Below are 21,595 nucleotides of genomic sequence, written 5' to 3'. Positions count from 1 at the left end.
GGGGCGCCGGTCTTTCGACCGGCGCCCCTCACGAACAAACCCGAACTCAGCCGATCTTGATGATCTTCGCGACGCTCGGCACGCCCTTGGCGTCCAGAGCGAACAGCATCCAGTAGCCCGGAACCGCGATGCCCTTGTCGGCCGGGACCGTCAGGTTGTAGCCGCCGCCGGTGGCCGCCGTCGGGGTCAGCGACAGGCGCCGCTGGTCCGTGTCGACGGTGTGGGTGGCGGTGCCCATCCGGATGATCGAGAAGCCGGTGACCGCCGCGCCGGTCTTCACGTTGATCACCGCGCCGTTGGCCGCCGTGGTCGGGGCGGTGGTGATCGTCGGCCGGGTGGCCGCCGTGCCGTCGTCGTTCAGCAGGTACGGCGGGGTGAAGAACTGCCCGTCGAAGTGGTTGGTGGCGCAGTCGCCGCCGCAGAGGCCGCCACCACCGCTGAACACTCGGCCGTCCGGCATCAGCAGGGACACACTGTGGTAGTTGCGCGGCACCGTCGCGCTGGCCAGCGTGCTGAACTTCTCGGTCGCCGGGTCGTACAACTCGGCCGAGTAGACCGTGGTGTTGTCCGAGAACGGCACCGCGAAGTTCTGCCCGCCGGTGACCAGAACCTTGCCGTCCGGCAGGGCGACGCTGTTCTGGAACGCCCGGGTGTTCGCCATCGACCCGACCTTCTTGGTCGTGACCGTGGTGCCGCTGATGGTCAGCACGTACGCGTTGGCGGTCGCGGCCGAGTTGTCGTAGTTGGGTGCGCCGCCGAGGGTCAGGATCTTGCCGGTGTCGTACATGACCGCGTTGCCGTTCATGGCGTCGGTGTCGTCACCACGGGTGCCGGCCGCCGCGACGGTGCCGGTGCCGTCGGCGGTGTACCAGTTCATCGCCTTGCTCGGGCCGGCCTGCAGGATCTTGTTGCCGGACCAGGCGAACAACCAGGCGTGATTGTCCTTGCGGTAGTCACCGTTGGTGGTGTCGGCAGTCAGCATCGGCACCACGTTGGCGCCCGGCAGCGACTTCCAGCCGGTGGTAGCCGACCAGACCTCACCGGACTTGTGCGCGACATCGGCGCCGCCGGTGCCGCCGCTCCACGAGCCGCCGATGGTGAACACCCGGCCGTCGCCGAGAGTCACGCTCGACTGGTAGCCACGCGGCGTCGTCATGTCCGCGCCGCGGGTCCAAGCGTCGGTGGCCGGGTTGTAGATGCTGGTCACCGCGGCGTCGTTACCGCCGGTCACCAGGATCCGGCCGTCCGGCAGCACCGAGATGCCGGGGCAGAACATGTCGTGCCCGGTCTCGACCACGTCGCGCTGGGTGACGACGCCGGTGGCCGGGTCGTAGGTGGCGGTCAGCGTGCTGCCGGTGCCACCGTTGAAGTCGTCGGCGTACTCCGCCGACCAGGTGAGGATCTTGCCGTTGGGCAGCAGCGCCGCCGCGACCGGCACCAGCGGGAAGCCGACCGGCGCGCTCCACGAGCCACGGTTGACGGCGACCGCACCGCTCGGGCCGAGCAGGTTGAACTCGGCGGCCGACGCCCACGGCCCGCGGTTGCCGGCCTCGGCCAGCGCGACGAGTCGCACGTACCGGGCGGTCACCGTCGGGAAGACCACGGTCTTCTCACCGCCGTCGTCGTTGAACGCGCCGCTGGCCACGTCGGTCCAGGCCGTGTTGTTGGTCGAGGACTGGATCTTGTAGCCACCGATCCGGCCGTTACCGCCGCTCTCGGCGTCCTGCCGGGGGAGGTAGACGAGGCCGCCGATCTGCTGGCTGGCCTTGGTGTCGATGGTGAACGTGTGCGGGTACGCCGGCTCGTTGAGGTCCCACTCGGTGTGCCAGATGGTGGCGGTGTTGCCGTCGAGCGCGTTGGCCGCCTTGCCGTCCTCGCCGGTCGTCTCCTGGCTGTCGGCGGTGGCGGTCCAGCCGGTCCGGTCCAGCCGCGAGTCGGACCGGCCGAGCACGTTGATCTCGGAGGCCGACGTCCACGGGCCGCGGTTGCCGGCCTCGGTGAGCGCGGTGATCCGCACGTAGCGGGCCATCGCCGAGGCGAACGTCATGGACTGCACGGTGCCGATGTCGGTGAAGGTGCCCGAGGTGACAGCCGGTGTCCAGGCCGCCCCGTCCATGCTGACATCGATCTTGTACTGGCCGATCCGGCCGTTGGCCTCGCCGTCCTGCCGGGGCAGGTAGGTGAATCCGGAGACCTGGAAGGCCGCGTGCATGTCGATGGTGAAGGTGTGCGGGAAGCCCGGTTCGGCGCCCTGCCACTGGGTGTGCCAGATGGTCGCGGTGTTGCCGTCGATCGCGTTGGCGGCCTTGCCGTCCTCGCCCGCGGTCTCCTGACTGTCGGCGGCGACGGTCCAGCCGGTGCGCGGCAGGGCCGGGTCGGTGCCACCCAGCAGGTTGACCTCGGCGGCGGCGGCCCACTTGACCCGGTTGCCGGCCTCGGTGACCGCGGTCAGCCGCACGTAGCGGGTGATGACGGTGGCGATGGTGACGGTCTTGACCGTCGCGTCGTCGGCGAAGGTGCCGGTGGCGACGTTTGCCGACCAGGTCGTGCCGTTGTCGCTGACCTGCACCTTGTACTGCCCGATCCGGCCGTTGGCGCCGGCCAGCGGGAGGTAGGTGAGGCCGCTGATCGCCATCTTGTTCTTGGTGTCGATCGTGATGTAGTGCGGCATCGCCACGGTGGTGCTGCTCTTCCACGCCGTGGTCGTGCTGTTGTCCAGCGCGCTGCCGGCGGCGAAGCCGGAGGCGGCCGTGTCGGCGGTGGCCGTCCAACCGGTGCGCGGCAGCGGGGCGGCGGCGGTCACCGCGACCGGCACCGGCTTCACCATCACGTGCTTGGCGTGTTCATCGGCAACGCTCTGCGAGCCGGCCCCGTTGTCTGAGTTGCTGTCAGTCTGCTCGTGCAGCACTAGTGCAGTGCCGGTGAGCAGCAATAAAACCGCGCTTGCCGCGGCCCGGGACCAATACTGGCCTCGCAATTGCATGTTCCCCCCAAGGACGCCTTCCTTCGCGAGAACTCAACGTGGCTCAGGCGATTCACAACATCGCCTCGGCGTTTCAAGAAATCCCACGAATGGCCAAATGACAGTGCAATCTAAGGGCGCTATAGTTGCGCGCCAATTCGTGCGAAAGACACTAAAACCGACACATGCCGCGAGGTGAGTCCGGCGATTTATCCTTCGGGGCGGTATTGGTGCAGGTAGTGGCGTCGGTGGCCATCCTGCGAATCAACTGTGTGATTAACTTCCTTTTCCGCCGTGCGGGTGAATTTCCGGGCGGCCACCTGGCCGCAGCGGGCGCACGGCCCGGTGTGGCACCCAGGGAAAACTGCTCGGACGGGACTCTTCCCGGCGCGTACCTGTCAGCGGTTTGCGGTTAAAAAATCGGTGATCAGGCCGGCCAGCACCATGGGCTGCTCGATCACCATGGCGTGCGAGGCGTCGGCGAGCTCGAGGTAACGCGGGTGGCCGGCCTGGGAAGCCTGTTCGACCAGGTAGCGGCGGTGGGCCGCGTAGAGCTCGGCGAACGGCTCCTGCTCCGGCAGGTCGCGGGTCGGCAGCACCAGCAGCTCGGGGCAGGTGGTCGCGGCGTAGACCGGGCCGAGGTCCAGCTCGTTCATGAGTTTGCGCAGCTGGGAGGTGACCGCGGCGGACGGCCGGGTGGAGGTCTCGCCGTCGGCGTGCACCAGATTGCGGCGGAAGCCCTCGATCCACACCTTCTCGTTGGCGCCCATGTCGCGGGCCGCGGCCTGCTGGCTTTCCACCAGGTCGGGCAGCTGATCGGCGGGGATGACCCGGCCGCCGAGGGCCTCCATCTGGTCGAAGATCGCGTGCAGCCGGGCCAGCTCGGCCGTCGCCTTCGCGGGGTCGAGACCGGGCAGGTGCTCGGGCCGGGTCGGCGGCGGGTTGCCGTCCAGGCTGACCACGCCGGGCGCCTCGGGATGCCGCTGGCCCCACAGCGCCGCCAGCATGCCGCCCAGCGAATGACCGACCACCGCGGGCCGGTCCAGCTCCATCTGCACGCAGACCGCGGCCAGGTCGCCCAGGGCGGCGTCCCAGCTCCAGGTGCCGTCGCCGGAGCGGCCGTGCCCGCGCAGGTCCACGGTGATCACCCGGTGGTGCGGGCGCAGCGCGCGGGCCAGCGTGGTGAGCTGGGCGAGGTTGCCGCCGGCGCCGTGCAGGAGCAGCAGCGGAGGCTGGTCGCCGCCGAAGTCGCGGGTCGCGATCGGCAGGTCTCCGGCGTCGATCAGGCGGTCGTTGATCATGGGTTCTCCTCGGAGACGGTCGCGGATGGCGGCGGACGGCACGCCGCCGTCGGGGTGGCGGGGCAGGCGGCCGCGTCGCACCAGGTCGTGCACGCCCTGCCGGGTGATGCCGAGCATGGCGCCGGCGGTGGCATAGGAGACGGAGTCGGCCCACGGGTGCCCGGCCCGGACGGCGACGGCCTGGCCCAGGGGGGTGGCCCACCAGTCCGGGGGCGGGTCGAAGGCGCGGTCGCTGGGGTAGAGCGTGGCGATCAGCCGGGCCGCGGCGAGCACGGCTTCGGAGTCGCTGCCGTGCCGCATGGTGTCGGCCCAGCGGCGGGCGCGCAGCCGGACCAGATCGCGCAGGGCGTCGACCGCGTCGTCGCCCTCGAGAAGCACCTCGAGCGGGTCGAGCAGGCGCACGTCCATCAGGCGCACGATCTGCTCGACAAGGTCCACGGGGTCTGATCCTGGCGCTACTTGACACGCGATGTCAAGTCACGGACGGTGTCCGATTGGTGCCGCACTCGGCCTTTCGTGTTATCGCCGGGCAAAGTACGGTGTGCCCCGAAAGCCCCTCGGGAGGAGCCTCGTGCGTTCGCGTTCGCTGATACTCGGCGCCGTGCTTCTATTGGGGTTGGCCGGATGTGACAAAAAGGACGATGCCGCCGAAGCCGCGCTGCCGCCGGTGGACTTCGTCGAGCAGCCGGCCGCCTCGGCCGGCGGCGCCTGCATCCTCTGGGATTACGCCTTCATCCAGTCCAAGATCGGGCTGAAGTTCGAGGTCGCCGCGTCCGACCAGGTCGACGACACCTCCACCTGCGTGGTGCAGATGATCTCCACCGATTACCCCGACCTGGCGCTCAGCGTGGTGGAGAGCACCCAGGCCGACGCCAAGCTGTTCAACTCCGACCTCAAGCCGGAGAAGGCCACCACGCTCAAAGGCCTGGGCAAGGCCGGTTACCGGCTGAACACGGCCGCGAGCGGCCAGCACGGCCCAGTCATCGAGATCGGCTGGCTCAGCGAGGCGAAGCAGCTGCAGACGCTGCGCTTCACCTTCGCCAAGACCGCCAAGGCCGCTGACGTGACGGCCATGAACAACAAACTGCTTACCCTCGCGAAAGCGATGGACACTACAGCGGGTTAGTGCGCTGCCACGAACACTCGCGACGCCACCTCGCGCGGCAGGCGGATCTTGTCGCCCGAGCGGTCGATGGTCACGGCGTCGCGCTCCTGCGCCACCGTCACCGTCGTGCCCGGGTCGATGCCGGCCGCGTGCAGCTGGCGCAGCACGTCGGCGTTGGTCTGCACGCTCTCGCAGATGCGGCTGACCACGACGCTGCCGGACAGGCCGGGGAACGCCAGGTTGCGCTCGCCGGTGCTGTTCGCCCCGACCTCCTCGCCCCCGCCCAGCTTCTCCAGGCCGGGAATCGGATTCCCGTACGGCGAGCGGGTCGGCCGGTTGAGCAACTCGTAGACCTTGCGCTCGACCGAGTCGCTCATGACGTGCTCCCACCGGCAGGCCTCTTCATGGGCCTCCTCGTAGGGCAGGCCGATGACGTTGACCAGCAACAGCTCGGCGAGCCGGTGCTTACGCATGACCGCCACGGCGGCCACCCGGCCCGCCGCGGTCAGCACCAGGTGACGGTCGTTCTCGACCGTGAGAAGGCCGTCACGCTCCATGCGTGCGACCGTCTGGCTGACTGTGGGACCGCTCTGGTGCAGGCGCTCGGCGATCCGCGCGCGCAGCGGCGGAACGCCTTCCTCCTCGAGTTCTAGGATCGTCCTGAGATACATCTCAGTAGTGTCGACAAGATCATTCAAGATGCGGCCCTCCCAGCAGCGATATTACCTCGTTACAAGGCCTTGACGGCGGTGCGGCCGAGCGCGCCGTGGCAGCATGGCGGGCATGGCAGACCGGACGACCGCCGTGGTGTGGGATCGAGCCCTGCTCGACTACGACATGGGTGACCACCCGCTCAACCCGGTGCGGGTCGAGCTCACCATGGCATTGGCTCGTGAACTCGGCGTTCTCAGCCGTCCGGGGGTGGAAATGATCACACCTCGGCCGGCCGACGAGGCCGACCTCACCCGCATCCACCGCCCCGACTACCTCGACGCCGTCCGGTTGGCGCCCAGCGACCCGTTCTTCCGGGGCTGGGGTCTGAACACCGAGGACAACCCCGTCTTCGACGGGATGCACGAGGCATCGGCCCGGATCTGCGGCGCCAGCATCGCGGCGGCCGAGGCCGTCTGGCACGGTACGGCTACCCGAGCCGTGAACGTGTCCGGCGGTCTGCACCACGCGATGGCCTCCCGGGCTGCCGGCTTCTGTGTGTACAACGATCCGGCCGTCGCGATCGCCCGGCTTCTCGACCAGGGCGCTCAGCGGGTGGCCTATGTGGATGTCGACGTGCACCACGGCGACGGTGTCCAGGCCGCCTTCTACGACGACCCCCGGGTGCTCACGATCAGTCTGCACGAGACACCGCTCGCGCTGTTCCCCGGCACCGGCTTCGCCGACGAGACCGGCGGGCGCGACGCGGCCGGCACCGCGGTCAACGTGCCGCTGCCGCCCGGCACCTCCGACGCCGCCTGGCTGCGCGCCTTCCACGCGGTCGTCCCGTCGGTGCTGCGCGCGTTCGGCCCGGAGATCATCTTCAGCCAGTGCGGCGCCGACGCCCACCGGCTCGACCCGCTGGCCGACCTGAGCCTGTCGGTCGACGGCCAGCGGGCCGCCTACATCGCGATGCGTGCGCTGGCCGACGAACTCTGCGACGGCCGCTGGGTCGCTATGGGCGGCGGTGGATACGCCCTGGTCGAGGTGGTGCCCCGCGCTTGGACCCACCTGCTTGCGGTGGCCACCGGTGCACCGCTTGATCCTTCTGTCGCGGTCCCTCCGGCGTGGCGCACGTTTGCCGCCGAGCGTTGCCCCCGCAGCGTCGTGCCCACGGTCATGACCGACGGCACCGAGCCGGTCGTCGAGGCCTGGCAGCCCGGCACCACGCCCGACGCGGTCGACAAGGCCATCCTCGCCACCCGGATGGCCGTGTTCCCGCTGCACGGCCTAGACCCGCACGACCCCCGGGACTGAGGAGCCTGACGTGGCGAAGAGCGCGGACGTTCTGCTCTCCGACGGCACCGCCGTCCACCTGCGGCCGATCCAGCCCGAGGACGCACCCGCCATCGTGGAGCTGCACTCCCGGATGAGCGACCGCACCCGCTACCTGCGCTACTTCTCGCCGTACCCGCGCATCCCGGAACGCGACCTGAAGCGCTTCGTCAACGTCGACCACCACGACCGGGAGGCGTTCGTCATCGTCAGCGGTCCGCAGATCACCGCGGTCGGCCGATACGAACGACTGGGCGCCGAGGCGGCCGAGGCCGAGGTCGCGTTCGTGGTGGAGGACGCCCACCAGGGCCGCGGCATCGGGTCGGTGCTGCTGGAACACCTCGCCGACGCGGCCCGGCAGAACGGCATCACCCGGTTTGTCGCCGAGGTGCTCCCGGAGAACGGCGGCATGCTGCGTGTCTTCAGCGACTTCGGCTACCAGGTGCAGCGCAAGTACGCCGACGGCGTGGTGCATCTGGAGTTCCCGATCGCGCCCACCGAGAAATCCCGCGAGGTGCAAGAGTCGCGGGAGCACCGCACCGAGGCCAGGTCGATCGCCCGGCTCCTGGCACCCCGGGCGGTAGCCGTCTACGGCGCCAGCGCCAGCGGTCAGGGCATCGGCGCCGCGATGCTCGGCCATCTGCGCGACGGCGGATACACCGGGACGATCATCGCGGTGAACCCGCGGGCCAAACGGGTGGCCGGCCTGCCGGCCTACAAATCGGCCGCCGACGCCGGCATCGAGGTCGACCTCGCGCTGATCGCGGTGCCACCGCGCAGCGTCCCGGTCGCGGTGGCGGACGCCGCCGCGAGCGGCGCCGGCGGCGTGGTGGTGGTTTCGGCCGGGTTTGCCGAGGCCGGTGCGGCCGGCGCCGCCGCGCAGCGGCGCCTGGTGGAGAGCGCGCACGGCGCGGGGTTGCGCGTGGTGGGCCCCAACAGCATGGGGATCGCCAACACCAATCCGACCGTACGGCTGAACGCCACGCTCGCACCCCGGCTCCCCACTCCGGGGCGGGTCGGCTTCTTCAGTCAGAGCGGTGCGCTCGGGGTGGCCCTGCTGGCCGAGGCCGATCGGCGCGGGCTCGGGCTGTCCAGCTTCGTGTCGGCCGGCAACCGGGCCGACGTGTCCGGCAACGACCTCCTGCAGTACTGGCAGGACGACCCGGGCACCGACGTCGTCCTGCTCTATCTGGAGACCTTCGGCAACCCGCGCAAGTTCGCCCGGCTGGCCCGGCGGATGTCCCGGGTCAAGCCGGTGGTGGCGGTCGCCTCGGCCACCCGGCCGCCCGGCCTGTCCGGGGACCTGCCCGGGCCGGACGCGCACGCGGTCACCGCCCTGTTCGCCCGCTCCGGGGTCATCCGGGTCGACACCGTGCAGGAGCTGTTCGACGTCGGCCTGGTGCTGGCCCACCAGCCGCTGCCGAGCGGCCGCCGGGTAGCGGTGGTCGGCAATTCGTCGGCGTTGTCGGAGTTGGCGGTGGCCGCCTGCCGGAGTAACGGCCTGACCGTGGCCGAGGGCTACCCGCACGACATCAGCCCCGAGGCCGGCGCGCACGATTTCGCCGACGCCCTGGCCGACGCGGCCGTCGACGATCGGGCCGACGCCCTGGTGGTGGTCTTCGCGCCGCCGCTGCCCGGTCAGCTGCCGGACGAGGACGGCGACTTCGCGGCCGCGCTCGCCAGCGTCGCCCTGGCCGGCGAGAAGCCCACCGTGGCGACCTTCCTGCTGGGCAATCTCTCGTCCCGGGTGCCGTCCTATCCGTCGGTCGAGGAGGCGGTGCGGGCGCTGGCCCGGGTCGCCACCTATGCGGACTGGCTCCGTCGACCCCCGGGGATTTTGCCATCTTTGCCCGATGTGGACCCGTTGGCCGTCGATGTGTCCGGGCCGCCGGCCTCGCTGCTCGCGGCTTACGGCATCTCGGTCGTCCCGTCGACCTTGTGCACGTCACTTCCGTCCGCTTTGTCGGCAGCTTCCGCGCTTGGCTACCCCGTTGCGTTGAAGGCGGCTGGAGGTGCGCTGCGGCACCGCATCGACCTGGGCGCGGTGCGGTTGGCGTTGGCTGATGAGGATGACGTGGCTGCGGCTTATGAGGATTTGTCGCGAAATTTCGGGCCGGATGTCCTGGTGCAGACCATGGTCGCGCCCGGCGTCGCCTGCACCGTCGAGGTCGTCGAAGACCCCGCCTTCGGGCCGGTCGTCGGCTTCGGGCTCGGCGGGGTGGCCAGCGAACTGCTCGGCGACCTCGCCTGGCGCGCCGCCCCGCTCACCGACCGGGCCGCCGAGGCCCTGGTCGACGAACCCCGGGCGGCGCCGCTGCTGCACGGCTACCGCGGCTCCGCCCCCGTCGACCGGGCCGCCCTGATCGACCTGCTCCTGCGGGTCGGCCGGCTCGCCGACGACCACCCCCGCCTGCGATCGCTCATGCTCAACCCGGTGCTGGCCCGCCCCGACGGCATCTCGGTGCTGCACGCCGCGACCGAGATCGGCACGCCGGCGTTGCGTCCCGACACCGGCCCGCGCCGGCTGCGCAACCCGTGAGAGGGTCTGTCTCGTGCGTGCATTGGTGCAGACCGTCAGCCGGGCCAGCGTGACCGTCGACGACGAGGTCATCGGCAAGATCGAGGACGGCCTGCTCGTCCTGCTCGGCGTCACCCACGACGACACCCCGGCTATTGCCGGTGAGCTCGCTCGCAAGGTGTTCGAGGTGCGCATCCTCGACGACGAGAAGTCGGCTTCCGACCTGGGTGCCCCGCTGCTCGTGGTCAGCCAGTTCACCCTTTACGGCGACGCCCGCAAGGGCCGCCGCCCCACCTGGAGTGCGGCCGCCCCCGCGCCGGTCGCCGAGCCGCTGGTCACCGCGTTCGTCGAAGCACTGCGCGCCCGGGGCGCCGCGGTTTCCACCGGGCGCTTCCAGGCGCACATGCTGGTCGAGAGCGTCAACGTAGGCCCGCGGACGCTTCTTTTGGAGCTCTAGAAAAACAATCCGCGGCGCTGGGCCGACTGACGCAGCCAGTTGTCCAGCTGACCGGCCCAGTCGACCTGGTCGACGGACGCGTAGTCGACGTCGAACCGGCCGAACGCGTCGTGCCCCTCGGAGAGGAAGCCACCCCGCTTGTCGATCTCCAGCACCACCTGGAGGTGACGTGGCGTGGCGATGAAGGTCAGCTCCAGCTGGTTGATGCCGCTCGCGTACGCCGACGGCGGGTAGAACTCGATCTCCTGGTAGAACGGCAGTTGCTGCTCCACCCCGTAGACCCGGCCGCGCTCGACATCCGCCCGGCTGAACCGGAACCCGAGCCGCAGCAGCGCGTCGAGCAGCCGCTCCTGGGCCGGCAACGGGTGCACGGCCACCGCGTCCAGGTCCGACTTGTCGACCGCGCGGGCCACCTCGAGCTCGGTGGACAGGCCCATCGTCATGCCGTGCAGGTGCTGCCCGTACACCTCGGTGATCGGCGTCTCCCAGGGCACGTCGAACCGGAACGGCACGTCGTGCCGGGCCCCCGGCTCCAGCCGGAACGAGCCGGTCAGCCGCTGCCGGTGGAACTCCTGATCGGTGTTGTACTCGCTGTCGCCGCTCTCCACCTCGACCCGGGTGATCAGGCCGACCGCCAGGTATTCCACGTCGACCGCGTGGTCCCCGCCCTGAACGTGCACCTGCCCCTCGAGGAACCCGCCGGGCCGGCAGTTGGCGTTGGCCAGCACTGTCTCGACGGACGGGCCGCCCACACCGAGCGCCTGCATCATTCGCTTGAAGACCATCGAACCAAATCCTCCTCGGGAGCGTTTCAAAGACACTATCGGCGCTCGACAAGATCCCAGAACCGGCATTTCGGCCACCTGTCGGCTTGGCGACGTCAGGGTTCTCCCTGATTCATGCCACCTGGACGCTTGCCTCACCTCCGCTTAACGCGTCCCGGGCCAAGCTATCGATCACCGGCACGAATGCGGCTGGGAACGCACGAGACGGTTATCAGCGGGGAGGGGACTGAAAGGTGGTCCTGCAGATGATGAAGACGTCGGACGACACCAGCATGACGGATGGTGTCGAGCTCCTGACCGACCTGGACGCGACGGACGAGCGTGGGGTTTCCGCCGACCTGGTCCGGGCCTATCTGAACGGCATCGGTCGCACCCGCCTCCTGACCGCCGTCGAGGAGGTCCAGCTCTCCAAGCGCATCGAAGCCGGCCTGTACGCCGAGGAGAAACTCCCCGGAGCGAACGGCGACCTCGTGCGGCTCCTCACGATCATCATTGCCGAGGGCAAGGCCGCCAAGAACCACCTGCTGGAGGCCAACCTCCGCCTGGTGGTCAGCATCGCGAAGCGCTACACCGGCCGTGGCATGGCCTTCCTCGACCTCATCCAAGAGGGCAACCTTGGCCTGATCCGCGCGGTCGAGAAGTTCGACTACACCAAGGGCTACAAGTTCTCCACGTACGCGACGTGGTGGATCCGCCAGGCCATCACCCGGGCCATGGCCGACCAGGCCCGCACCATCCGTATCCCGGTGCACATGGTCGAGCAGGTCAACCGCATGGTCCGCGCCCGCCGCGACCTGGCCGCGACGCTCGGCCGCGAGCCCAGCATCAGCGAGATCGCCAAGGCCATGGACGTCCCCGAGTTCCAGGTGATCGAGCTGATCTCCTACGACCGCGAGCCGGTAAGCCTCGACCAGGCGGTCGGCGAGGACGGCGAGAGCGCCCTGGGCGACTTCGTCGCGGCCGTCGACTCCAACAACCCCGGCGCCACCGTGGGCCAGGGCGAACTGCGCAACGAGGTGGAAATCGTCCTGGCGACGCTGTCGGAGCGCGAGTCCGCGGTGATCCGGCTCCGCTTCGGCCTGGACGACGGCCGCCAGCGCACCCTCGACGAGGTGGGCCGCGAGTTCGGCCTGAGCCGAGAGCGCATCCGCCAGATCGAGAAGGTAACGATGCTCAAGCTCCGCGACCCCGAGCGCGCGTCCCGCCTGGAGGCGTACGCCGGCTGACCCTCTCGAAACCAACGATTCGCCCGGCGGCGCCTCCCACCCGCCGGGCGATCGCTTTCCCGGCGTATTCAGCGGTTCCTGCCGCCGGTGTCGGTTCGCAGCGCGTGCAGGGCCCACCGGTTGCCGGCCGCGAGCAGCGCGAGCGCTCCCGCAAGAACAAAATGCCCGGTGACCAGGAGCGCGACGGCGGCCCCACCGAAGACCACCCATTCCGGGACAAGTCGCAGCGGATCCGAAATTGGATGACTAGCCTTGGGCGCAACCCAACGAGCCCAAACCACCGCGCCGGCTACCGGCAGCGCTACGGCCGCCAGAATCCGCACCCAGATGGGCCCGGGCACGTGCCACCCGCCATAGGCGAGCGCAGCAAACGCGCAGAGCTCCAGCACAAACCGCAGCCCAAGGTTGAACCACCGCACAACCCACCCCATCCTCAGCAGCCAAATCACCCAGCCAACCCGGCCCCGGCACGACTGGCCTAGCCCCGGCCTGTCCCAGCGCGGCCAGCCCTCCGGCTTGGCGCAGCCGTTCCCGGCCTGGCCCAACCCCTGCCCAGCGCGGCTCAGCCCTCCGGCTTGGCGCAGCCCGCCCCGGCCTGGCCTAACCCTGCCCAGCGCGGCGCCGGCCCGGCTAGGCGGCGGCGCGCACCCGAGCTACCGCCGTATCGATCATCGCGAGTTCGTCCGGCGACATCGTGAGCTGCTGCCGCCGGAAGGCCGCCGCCTCGTCGAGCAGCCGAATGGGATCTCCCGGCGCCAGCTCCAGGAAGAGGTCCACCATCGTCCCGGCCGCTGCGCCGAGCGAATGCTCGATCGACCCGATCGCCACCTGGGCAAGAATGAGTGCGCTCAGCGCCGTATCAAGGTCTCCCACCCCGTCGCCGGCGTTGCACCAGTCGATCACCACCGGCCCGCGCCGAGTCAGCAGCACGTTCTCCGGATGCAGATCGAGATGAACGATCGTGTCCCCGCTGCCGCTGCCGCTGCCGCTGCCGCTGCCGCCGCCGCCGCTGCCGCGAGCTGGCAGCTCGTGCAGGCGGCGGAGCAGGTCGGCCAGGATGGCGACCCCGTCCGGAATGGACAGCTCGCCGATCAGTGCCGCCTCGGCCAGCGTCGGGCCGTCCAGCCGTTCCATGACCAGGTCGGTGCCGTCGGCGGCATAGACCTCGGGCACCGGATAGCCGAGCCCGCCGACATAGGCCATGACCTCCGCCTCGCGCCGCACGTCCATCCCGGTGCGGTAACGCCGCAGAACGCGCCCGCCATCCAGCGCAAAGACGTCCGCCTCACGCCCGGCGGCGAACGGTTCGAGATCCATCACGGGGCCGACGGTAGCGAACGCCCGCTGCCGAATCAGTCGACCGCGTTGCTGCTGGCGTCGCTCGTGTAGCTGTCGACCGGCGTCTCCATCGCACCGGTGGTCGCGTCACCGGTGGTGGTGTTCGCGACGCCCGGACCCGAGCGCGGATGCGTCCGGAAACTGTTCGGCCCGGCCGTCCCACCGGTGGTGGTCATCACCCCGTGCTCCGGGTGCGGCCCGCCATCCTGAAGGCGGTCGACGTCGGTGCCGGCCGCGAGCGTGCTCGACAGCCCGGCGTCGTCGTCGCCCTTCTCCGGCCGGTAGGTGTCCGGCTCGTCGAAGATCCCGGGCCCGTAGTCGCCACCCGCGATCTCCCGCGCGATGCTCTCGTCCGAGTCGCTCATCTCGTCTCCCTTCGGACACCGGCGCCTGGCCGGCGGCCCCCGGTTCCCCGGGCGCTCACGGCGGTTACCCACCCTCGGCTCGACCCTGGCACTTCTCCGCCGTTCCGTACAGTGATCCACGTCGCTGATCGCCCGCCGCGCCGACCCGTCGGCCGGCCGCGCCCCCGTTGACTCGTGGCGGCATGATGCCCTGGTGCGGAAGGCGATCATCTTTGACCTGGACGGAACGATCCTCGACACCGAGACACCGGAGTTCGTCTCCTGGCAGGAGGTGTATGCCGACCACGACGCCAAGCTCGACCAAACCGTGTGGGCACAGGGGATCGGCACGGACTCCGGCTTCGACCCGTACGCCCACCTCGAAGCCCTCACCGGTCGCACGGTGGACCGGCCGTCGATCCGCGCGGCCCGCCACGCGCGCTTCGACGATCTGATCGCCGCCGCCGAACCACGTGACGGCATCGTCGCCTGGCTCGACGAGGCCCACGACCTCGGGTTGCGGATCGGGCTCGCCTCCAGCTCCGGCTCGATCTGGGTCACCCGCTTCCTCGACGCGCTCGGCCTGCGCGACCGCTTCGAGGTGCTGGCCACCCGGGAGCGGGTAGAGCACAGCAAACCAGCCCCGGACCTGTACGAACTCGCCCTGAGCGAACTCGGCGCGCGACCGTCCGAGGCACTCGCGGTCGAGGACTCACCGAACGGCGTGGCAGCCGCGAAGGCAGCCGGCCTGTTCTGCGTCGCAGTGCCCAACCCGCTCACCGTCGATCTAGCGTTGGACGCTGCCGACGTCGTGCTGACCTCCCTGTCCGACCGCCCCCTCCGAGGCTTCCTCGACACCTGAGTCGCCCGGACCGGGCTGGGGGTCCCCGGTACCTGAGCCGTCCGTATCGGGCTGGGCGTCCTCGGTACCTGAGCCGTCCGGATCGGGCTGGGCGTCCTCGATATCTGAGCCGTCCGGATCGGGCTGGGCGTCCTCGATATCTGAGCCGTCCGGACCGGGCTGGGCGACTTCGATACCTGCGCCGACTGGATCGGGCTGGGCGACCCTTGGCACCTGAGCCGAGCCGGCGGGGCTGGGCTGGGTTGACGACGTTCTTCTGGGTCGGCGCGCGGTCATGATGCCTCCCGTGGCGGGCCGATGTGGCGTAGGTCGGCCCGGGCCGGAAGCACGCTGGCGGCCAGGGCGAGGACGAGGCAGGCCGTGACCGCTACGGCTGCGGTCGGCCATGGCACCTGCAGCGGCAGGGTGGTGCCGGTTTGTGACCTCAGGCCGGCGGTCGCACCCCAGAGGGCGACGAGCGCGGCCGCGCCGCCCAGCACCGCGCCGATGACGACGACCAGAGCCGATTCACCGGCGACGGCGAGCAGCACCTGCCGGGGCGTGGCGCCCGCGAGCCGTAGCAGGCGGTAGTCCGGCGCCCGGCGGGCGGTGGCCATGAAGAGCGTGTTGGCCACCGCGAGTGCCCCGTAGCCGACGGACACCCCGATCAACAGGAGCGTGAAGATCCAGACGAGCCTGTCCTCCTCGGTGCCGACCTGTCGTGAGTAGGTGGTGACGTCGACGGCTCGCGCTCCGACCGTTTTTGCCGATGATGCCCCGGCGTGGAGGGGCGATGCCGCGGCCAGGGCTGAGGGGTCGTGCGCGCGCACGGTTGCCCGACTGAGCAAGAATTCGGCCGGAACGGTGCCGTCCGCCGCCACCCCGACGACCCGCAGCGACTGCCGGAGACCGTCGGCGAAGGTCACCTCGATCGAGTCGGCAAGACCGACCTGAAGCTGGGCCGCGCGGCCCTCCGTGACGACCACCGAGCCCGGCGCGGTGAGCATTCGTGCCTTGTCGGCCGCCATCGGCGCGGCTGGGTCGAGACCGACAGCGAAGACCACCGTGCCGTTCAGGTAGAGGTTCGTGGGCAGCGGCGCCGTGGCCGCGACCGCGTCGGTCAGCCCGGGGGTGCCGTCCGGGATGAGCACCGTGCCGGCCCCGGCGGCCTCGGCCCGGTGGTCCGCGTAGGCCGCCGAGGAGGTCTGCACGTTGCCGGTGATGAAGACGGCGAACGCGACGGTGAGCAACACGGGCGCCGCCGTGGACGCCGTCCGCCGGGCACCGGCGAGCGCACTCTCCCGCATCACCGTGCCGATCGGCCCGCGCACCGGACACAGCAGCACCCGCACGATCAATGGGACCGCCGCCGGCGCCAGCACGGTGGCCGACACGATCAGTGCCATCACGCCGAGGAGGGCGAACGTCGCCAGGTCGCTGAGATCGTCGGTGGCCAGCGTGCCGGCACCGGCGGCCACTCCCACCGCGACGAACAGCAGGCCCACGATCCAGCGTGTCCGGGTCATCGGCCGGTCCTCCACCACTGCCAGCCGTAGCGCCGCGAGGGGACCGATCCGCGAGGCGCGCCGAGCCGCCACGAAGGAGCCGGCGACCGAGATGACCGGCCCGGCCAGAAGACCGGCGAGCAACGGCCACGGCTGCGTGCTCACCGAGAACGACTCCGGCTCGAAGCCGGCATCGATCAGCACCCGGCCGATCGCCGGCGCCGTCAACAGGCCGAGCAGCGTGCCGGCCAGTCCGGCAATCGCGCCGACGATCACCGCCTCGCGCACCACCGTTCGCCGAACCTGGGCGGGCGTGGCACCGGTCGCGCGCAGGAGGCCGAACTCCCGGCGGCGCTGATGCACGGTCAGCGCGAACGTCGAGGCGATCACGAAGACGCAAGCGAACGCCGACAGTGCGGTCATGGCCGTCAGCACCTGCATGCCGATCCACCTGGTTCGGGCATCGGCGCGAGGCTCGAGATCACCCAGCGTTGAACCGTGCAGGACCGTCGCATCGGGCACGGCCCGTTGGACCTGTTCCGGATCGGGATGCCCGGTGAGCCCGATGACGCGGACGCCGGGGGCCGAGGACACCGCCGTGGCGTCGGAGACGTAGAGCCGCTCGGCGGTGATCAGGCCGGTCACCGTCCAGGAGCCAGGGCCGGTCGCGGTCAGCACGGTCACCGTGCCACCGACCGGGATGCCCCACGATCGAGGTATCACCACCTCGTGGGCGGACTGTGCGGGCCGGCCGGCGACCAGCGGGTCGGGTGCCAGCACGGAGCTTGCCCAGCCCTGGGCCTGCTGGACGGTGGCCACCGGCACACCGTCGAGCACGGGCTGGGCGTAGAACGGCCGGTCGGGAACGGCGGCAGTGACACCGGGCAGTGCGGCGAGTCGCGCGGCCACCGCGGTCGCCTCGGCGGATGACCAGGGCCGAGCCTCCGGGAACGGGTCGGCCGGTGTGGTCACGCCGGGACCCCGCGCGGCCACGGCGACACCGTCGAATCGCTCCGGCACCCGCGGTTTCGCCGAGGCGAGCAGGGACAGGGTCAGCGCGACGACCGCCGTGCCGAAAAGGACCGCGACGAACGCACCCAGCCGATCTCGCGTCAGCATGTCGCCTCCACCGACGCCATCCGGGCGGCGATCGTCGCCGCCGACGCGGCCTCGAGCCGGTCGATCAGGCGGCCGTCGGCCAGCAGCATCACCTGGTCGGCGATCGCGGCGGCGACCGGATCGTGGGTGACCATGACAACCGTCTGCCCGTGCTCATCGACCAGCTCGCGGAGCAGAGCGAGGATGTGGCGTGAGGTCGGCCCGTCCAGCGCGCCGGTCGGCTCGTCGGCGAACAGCACGGCCGGGCGGGTGAACAGGGCACGAGCGATGGCGACCCGCTGCTGCTGGCCGCCGGAGAGCTCGACCGGACGGTGCCGCGCGCGGTCGCTCAGGCCCACCCGGGTCAGGGCCGCGGCCAACTCGACCTCGTTGACGCGGCGGCCGGCCAGCCGGGCGGGGAGAGCGACATTTTGCGCGGCGTTGAGCGAAGAGATCAGGTTGAACGCCTGAAAGACGAAGCCCACCCGCTCCCGGCGAAGCACGGTCAGGCCGGTCTCGTCGAGCTCACCGAGGCGGACACCGTCGAGCACCACCTCGCCGGAGGTCGGCTGCTCGAGGCCGGCCGCGCAGTGCAACAGCGTCGACTTTCCCGAGCCGGACGGGCCCATGACAGCGGTGAAGGAGCCGGCCGGAAGATCGGCGGTGACGCCGTCGAGGGCGGTCACCGGATCGGGCCCGGCGCGGAACTCCATGCGCAGGTCGTGGAGCGAGACCATCGGTGTTGTCATGGGTGTCGACGATCCCCGGGGATGGACGGGGTGTCGTCAGACCGTGGTCCATAGTTGCGAGCCCCGAACTTCAGACCGTGGTCTGACGCGCCGCCCCTCGTCCGTCATTAATGTCTCGGGCATGACCACTGCCGCGCCCTCCGTGCTCCTCCGCGGGCTCAGCCGTGGCCAGCTGATCGCGTTCGACGTGCTGCTGGCCGCGGTGGTCGCGTTCCTCGGTTTTCTTGCGGCTGTCGAGCCGCCGGCGGCATCGCATCCGGGTTGGCACGAGCCGGCCTGGGTGTCCGTCCTGGTCGGACTGTCGCTGGCCGTCCCGGTGGCAGTGCGGCGGCTCCGGCCGGCGGCCGCCGCCTGGTTGGCGCTCGCGCTAACCGCGGCGGTCACCACCGTCGGCGTGATTCCGGACTACGCCGGGGTGGCTCCGCTGGTCATGCTCGGGCTTGTCCTCTACACGGTTGGCATCGAGCTCGACCGGCGCCGGTCGGTGCGAATCGTCGCTATCGGCCTGCTCACGGCCGCAGCCGCGTTCGGGTGGGCGGCCCGGCAGCCGTTCGAGGTGCTGCTCGTGGTGTGGGTGCTCGGGGCCTGCTGGGCGATCGGCCGCACCATTCGAGAGCGCCGGGCCTACGCGGCGCGGTCCGCCGCGCAGGCCACCGAGTTGGCCCTGGGCGAGGAACGGCTGCGCATCGCCCGCGACCTGCACGACATCGTCGCGCACAGCATGAGCGTCATCGCGGTACGAGCCACGGTGGCCGACCACATCGCCGACGCGAACCCGCAGCAGATGCGCGAGTCGTTGCAGGTCATCGCCGAGACCAGCCGCGGCGCGCTGGCAGACCTGCGCCGAGCGCTGGCGGCGCTGCGGGCCGAGGCGGTCGTGGTCCCGGCACCCGGCCTCGCCGATCTCGAGGGCCTGACCGCGGCCGCCCGCACCGCGGGCCTCGCGGTCGATCTGGACGTGCGCGGTGAGCCCACGGTGCCCGAGGGCGTCGGCCTCGCGGTCTTCCGGGTGGTTCAGGAGGCACTGACCAATGTGCTCAAGCACGCGCAGGCCACCACCTGCCGCATCGAGATAGACATCGGCCCGGCCGAGATCCACATCGAAGTGACCGACAACGGCCCGGCCAAGACAGCCGGCGCCAAAGCCGCCGAAAAGACAGAAGAACGAAGCCAGACAGGCGCCGCCGGCCACGCGGCGGCGGGGTCGGTCGATCAGGGCGCGAGTGGCACGGTCGGCCGAGCGGCGGCGGGGTCCCTCGATCAGGGCGTGAGTGGTGTGGTCGGCCGTGCGGTGGCTGGGTTTGATGGCCACCAGGGCGTGGGCGGTGCTGCCGGCCGAGTGGCGGCGGGGTCCGGCGGGCGAGGCTTGAGTGGCGCTGTGGGCGGGGTGGTCGGTGGCGTCGCGGGGCAGGGGCTTGTTGGTATGCGGGAGCGGGTTGCGCTGTTTGGCGGTGAGGTTCTCGCTGGGCCGCGGGGTGGGGGCGGCTGGCGGGTGGACGTGGTCTTTCGGTATGGGTCATGAGTGACGTCCGGGTTGTGCTTGCGGATGATCAGGCGCTGCTGCGGGTCAGCTTTCGAATGCTGATCGAGCACACGCCTGGGCTTACCTGTGTTGGCGAGGCGGGCACCGGTAAGGAGGCGGTTGAGGTCGCGCGGCGGGAGCGGCCCGACGTTGTTCTGATGGATGTGCGGATGCCCGAGATGAATGGCATCGAGGCGACTCGGGAGATTTGCCAAGGCGCCTACGGGCTGCCTACCAGGGTGATCGTGCTGACTACGTTCGACCTGGATGAGTATGTGTTCGGGGCGATCCGGGCGGGGGCCAGCGGCTTTCTGCTCAAGGAAGTGATGCCGGACGAGCTGATCCGGGCGATCAGGGTGGTGGCCACCGGGGAAGCGCTGCTCGCGCCGGGCGCCACTCGGCGGCTGATCTCGGCCTATGTCGCGCAGCCGGAGCGGCGGGTGAACCCGCTGCCCGAGATGACCCTGCGCGAGCGTGAGGTGCTGGCACAGGTGACGCGCGGGCGTTCCAACGAAGAGATCGCCGCCGAGCTTCACGTGAGCATGGGAACGGTCAAAACCTACGTTGGCCGCCTTCTCGCCAAGCTGGGCGCCCGCGACCGGGCGCAGCTGGTGGTCATCGCCTACGAGGCGGGCCTGCGGTGACCGGCGGCCGGGGCTGGGGCTGGGGTGGAGAAACGCTGGGGTGGAGGAACGCGGGGGGTGGAGGAACGCGGGGGGTGGAGGAACGCGGGGGGTGGAGGAACGCGGGGGAGGAGGAACGGGAGGGGTGGAGGAACGGGGTGGGTGTCTGGACTCGGGCGGATGGGTTAGCGGCAAGATAGGGGCATGACGCTCAGCCTGCCGATTGACGCCGAGGCCAACAAGCTTCTCTCCGCCGACCCCCTGGCGCTGCTTATCGGCATGGTGCTTGACCAGCAGATTCCGTTGGAGAAGGCGTTCAGTTCGCCCTGGGTGCTTGCTCAGCGGCTTGGGCATGCGCCTAGCGCGGTCGAGTTGGCGGAGTTTGATCCTGAGGCGCTTGTGACGATCTTTGCCACGCCGCCGGCGCTGCATCGGTTTCCCAAGGCGATGGCGGCCCGGGTTCAAGAGGTGTGCCGAGGGCTGGTCGAGGAGTACGACGGGGAGGCCGTCAACCTCTGGACGGGGGTGGCCGACGGCAAGGAACTGCTCAAGCGGGTGGCCTCGTTGCCGGGGTTCGGCAAGCAGAAGTCGCAGATCTTCGTGGCGCTGCTCGGCAAGCAGTACGGAGTGCAGCCGGACGGCTGGCGGGAAGCGGCGGGTGGGTATGGAGAAGCCGGCTCGTTCAAGTCGGTGGCCGACATCGTTGACGGGGAGTCGCTCGGCAAGGTGCGTGCCTACAAGAAGGAGATGAAGGCCGCGGCCAAGGCGTAACGGGCGGCATTCATCGAAGGTGGCGCATTTCGCCTCGCCGGTGCTGCGGGCGGTGCCAGGATTTCCGGGTAGGCGGGGAAGCCCAGCGACACCGTTAAGGGTGGCGGGGCGTACGGCGGCGGGTCATGAAACGTTCCCCGAGGACACCGGTGAATCCGTCGTGCATCCGCGGCCGGGCACCGCCGACCAAGGGGAGCCACCTCCCATGCCCCTGACCACGAGCAGCTCCAACGGGCATGCCGACCAGGGGCGGTCAGCGCGGCCCACCGCGGCGTCGGCGCCGAGCCGGCCGTCGCGGGCCGGAGAAATGTCGCGCGCCGGAGAAATGTCGCGCGGCGGAGAAATGTCGCGCGCCGGAGACACCGCGCGGGGCGGAGCCACCTCAAGAGGCGGAGCCACCTCAAGAGGCGGAGCCACCTCAAGAGGCGGAGCCACCTCAAGAGGCGGAGCCACCTCAAGAGGCG

The 21,595-nt window shown here is 70.5% G+C and carries 18 protein-coding genes; 9 read left to right on the top strand and 9 right to left on the bottom strand.

Annotated features, from left to right (window positions below):
• Positions 1-46: 46 nt before the first annotated feature.
• Both Ate02nite_RS05745 and Ate02nite_RS05740 read right to left on the bottom strand, forming a co-directional pair.
• A complete protein-coding gene (locus tag Ate02nite_RS05745; protein WP_203800032.1) occupies positions 47-2,983 on the bottom strand; it encodes a galactose oxidase family protein in 2,937 nt (978 codons plus the stop codon).
• Between the two features lie 377 nt (positions 2,984-3,360).
• Entirely contained in the window at positions 3,361-4,701 is a 1,341-nt protein-coding gene (locus Ate02nite_RS05740) for an alpha/beta fold hydrolase (RefSeq protein ID WP_239147150.1), read from the bottom strand.
• 133 nt (positions 4,702-4,834) lie between these two features.
• Between Ate02nite_RS05740 and Ate02nite_RS05735 the strand changes: the two genes are divergently transcribed.
• Positions 4,835-5,389, top strand: a complete 555-nt coding sequence (locus Ate02nite_RS05735; protein ID WP_239147149.1) for a hypothetical protein — start codon at positions 4,835-4,837, stop codon at positions 5,387-5,389.
• On the opposite strand, the gene Ate02nite_RS05730 is transcribed toward Ate02nite_RS05735, so the two are convergent.
• A complete protein-coding gene (locus Ate02nite_RS05730) occupies positions 5,386-6,069 on the bottom strand; it encodes an iron-dependent transcriptional repressor DtxR (protein WP_275422799.1) in 684 nt (227 codons plus the stop codon). The genes Ate02nite_RS05735 and Ate02nite_RS05730 overlap by 4 nt on opposite strands.
• An 82-nt stretch (positions 6,070-6,151) precedes the next feature.
• On the opposite strand from Ate02nite_RS05730, the gene Ate02nite_RS05725 reads away from it, so the two are divergent.
• Genes Ate02nite_RS05725 through dtd form a run of 3 tightly spaced genes read left to right on the top strand, consistent with a single transcriptional unit; the run spans position 6,152 to position 10,329 of the window.
• Positions 6,152-7,336, top strand: a complete 1,185-nt coding sequence (locus tag Ate02nite_RS05725; protein WP_203800028.1) for an acetoin utilization protein AcuC — start codon at positions 6,152-6,154, stop codon at positions 7,334-7,336.
• A gap of 10 nt (positions 7,337-7,346) precedes the next feature.
• A complete protein-coding gene (locus Ate02nite_RS05720) occupies positions 7,347-9,893 on the top strand; it encodes a bifunctional acetate--CoA ligase family protein/GNAT family N-acetyltransferase (protein ID WP_203800025.1) in 2,547 nt (848 codons plus the stop codon).
• A gap of 13 nt (positions 9,894-9,906) precedes the next feature.
• A complete protein-coding gene (gene dtd, locus Ate02nite_RS05715) occupies positions 9,907-10,329 on the top strand; it encodes a D-aminoacyl-tRNA deacylase (RefSeq protein WP_203800022.1) in 423 nt (140 codons plus the stop codon).
• On the opposite strand, the gene Ate02nite_RS05710 is transcribed toward dtd, so the two are convergent.
• Positions 10,326-11,114, bottom strand: coding sequence for a sporulation protein (locus Ate02nite_RS05710; protein WP_203800020.1), 789 nt, complete (start codon positions 11,112-11,114; stop codon positions 10,326-10,328). The genes dtd and Ate02nite_RS05710 overlap by 4 nt on opposite strands.
• 245 nt (positions 11,115-11,359) lie before the next feature.
• Here Ate02nite_RS05710 and sigB point away from each other — a divergent pair, with 245 nt between their 5' ends.
• Positions 11,360-12,340 (top strand): RNA polymerase sigma factor SigB, encoded by a 981-nt coding sequence (gene sigB, locus Ate02nite_RS05705; protein ID WP_275422790.1) that lies wholly within the window; start codon positions 11,360-11,362, stop codon positions 12,338-12,340.
• Between the two features lie 68 nt (positions 12,341-12,408).
• On the opposite strand, the gene Ate02nite_RS05700 is transcribed toward sigB, so the two are convergent.
• From Ate02nite_RS05700 to Ate02nite_RS05690, 3 genes are all read right to left on the bottom strand, one after another.
• On the bottom strand, positions 12,409-12,759 hold the full coding sequence (locus tag Ate02nite_RS05700; protein ID WP_203800017.1) for a YrdB family protein: 351 nt from the start codon (positions 12,757-12,759) through the stop codon (positions 12,409-12,411).
• 211 nt (positions 12,760-12,970) lie between these two features.
• On the bottom strand, positions 12,971-13,657 hold the full coding sequence (locus Ate02nite_RS05695; protein WP_203800014.1) for a phosphotransferase: 687 nt from the start codon (positions 13,655-13,657) through the stop codon (positions 12,971-12,973).
• A 35-nt stretch (positions 13,658-13,692) separates the two neighbouring features.
• The gene (locus Ate02nite_RS05690) at positions 13,693-14,043 is read right to left on the bottom strand and encodes a hypothetical protein (RefSeq protein WP_203800004.1); all 351 of its coding nucleotides are present in this window, start codon (positions 14,041-14,043) and stop codon (positions 13,693-13,695) included.
• Positions 14,044-14,236: 193 nt separating this feature from the next.
• Between Ate02nite_RS05690 and Ate02nite_RS05685 the strand changes: the two genes are divergently transcribed.
• Positions 14,237-14,884, top strand: a complete 648-nt coding sequence (locus Ate02nite_RS05685) for an HAD family hydrolase (RefSeq protein ID WP_203800002.1) — start codon at positions 14,237-14,239, stop codon at positions 14,882-14,884.
• Positions 14,885-15,156: 272 nt separating this feature from the next.
• Here the strand turns inward: Ate02nite_RS05685 and Ate02nite_RS05680 are convergent, their stop codons facing one another.
• Both Ate02nite_RS05680 and Ate02nite_RS05675 read right to left on the bottom strand, forming a co-directional pair.
• Positions 15,157-17,487, bottom strand: coding sequence for an FtsX-like permease family protein (locus Ate02nite_RS05680; RefSeq protein ID WP_203800000.1), 2,331 nt, complete (start codon positions 17,485-17,487; stop codon positions 15,157-15,159).
• Positions 17,481-18,215 carry an ABC transporter ATP-binding protein gene (locus Ate02nite_RS05675; protein WP_203799998.1) on the bottom strand — a complete coding sequence of 245 codons (735 nt, stop codon included), beginning with the start codon at positions 18,213-18,215 and terminating at the stop codon, positions 17,481-17,483. Before Ate02nite_RS05675 ends, Ate02nite_RS05680 begins: the two co-directional genes overlap by 7 nt.
• Positions 18,216-18,336: 121 nt before the next feature.
• On the opposite strand from Ate02nite_RS05675, the gene Ate02nite_RS05670 reads away from it, so the two are divergent.
• The 3 genes from Ate02nite_RS05670 (at position 18,337) to Ate02nite_RS05660 (ending at position 21,131) form a co-directional block, all read left to right on the top strand.
• Positions 18,337-19,737, top strand: a complete 1,401-nt coding sequence (locus Ate02nite_RS05670) for a sensor histidine kinase (RefSeq protein ID WP_203799995.1) — start codon at positions 18,337-18,339, stop codon at positions 19,735-19,737.
• A complete protein-coding gene (locus Ate02nite_RS05665; protein WP_203799992.1) occupies positions 19,734-20,381 on the top strand; it encodes a response regulator in 648 nt (215 codons plus the stop codon). Before Ate02nite_RS05670 ends, Ate02nite_RS05665 begins: the two co-directional genes overlap by 4 nt.
• Before the next feature lie 183 nt (positions 20,382-20,564).
• A complete protein-coding gene (locus Ate02nite_RS05660; RefSeq protein WP_203799989.1) occupies positions 20,565-21,131 on the top strand; it encodes an HhH-GPD-type base excision DNA repair protein in 567 nt (188 codons plus the stop codon).
• Positions 21,132-21,595: the final 464 nt, after the last annotated feature.

This window comes from Paractinoplanes tereljensis (genome assembly GCF_016862435.1).
Taxonomy (GTDB): domain Bacteria; phylum Actinomycetota; class Actinomycetes; order Mycobacteriales; family Micromonosporaceae; genus Actinoplanes; species Actinoplanes tereljensis.
Note: the sequence above shows the minus strand (reverse complement) of the source record. Positions and strands in the feature narration are given on the sequence as shown.

Bases quoted from the DNA above. Each gene is read 5' to 3' on its own strand.
- Ate02nite_RS05745 (WP_203800032.1), bottom strand. From the start codon at position 2,983: ATGCAATTGCGAGGCCAGTATTGGTCCCGGGCCGCGGCAAGCGCGGTT.
- Ate02nite_RS05725 (WP_203800028.1), top strand. From the start codon at position 6,152: ATGGCAGACCGGACGACCGCCGTGGTGTGGGATCGAGCCCTGCTCGAC.
- Ate02nite_RS05710 (WP_203800020.1), bottom strand. From the start codon at position 11,114: ATGGTCTTCAAGCGAATGATGCAGGCGCTCGGTGTGGGCGGCCCGTCC.
- sigB (WP_275422790.1), top strand. From the start codon at position 11,360: ATGATGAAGACGTCGGACGACACCAGCATGACGGATGGTGTCGAGCTC.
- Ate02nite_RS05695 (WP_203800014.1), bottom strand. From the start codon at position 13,657: ATGGATCTCGAACCGTTCGCCGCCGGGCGTGAGGCGGACGTCTTTGCG.
- Ate02nite_RS05690 (WP_203800004.1), bottom strand. From the start codon at position 14,043: ATGAGCGACTCGGACGAGAGCATCGCGCGGGAGATCGCGGGTGGCGAC.
- Ate02nite_RS05680 (WP_203800000.1), bottom strand. From the start codon at position 17,487: ATGCTGACGCGAGATCGGCTGGGTGCGTTCGTCGCGGTCCTTTTCGGC.
- Ate02nite_RS05675 (WP_203799998.1), bottom strand. From the start codon at position 18,215: ATGACAACACCGATGGTCTCGCTCCACGACCTGCGCATGGAGTTCCGC.
- Ate02nite_RS05670 (WP_203799995.1), top strand. From the start codon at position 18,337: ATGACCACTGCCGCGCCCTCCGTGCTCCTCCGCGGGCTCAGCCGTGGC.
- Ate02nite_RS05665 (WP_203799992.1), top strand. From the start codon at position 19,734: ATGAGTGACGTCCGGGTTGTGCTTGCGGATGATCAGGCGCTGCTGCGG.
- Ate02nite_RS05660 (WP_203799989.1), top strand. From the start codon at position 20,565: ATGACGCTCAGCCTGCCGATTGACGCCGAGGCCAACAAGCTTCTCTCC.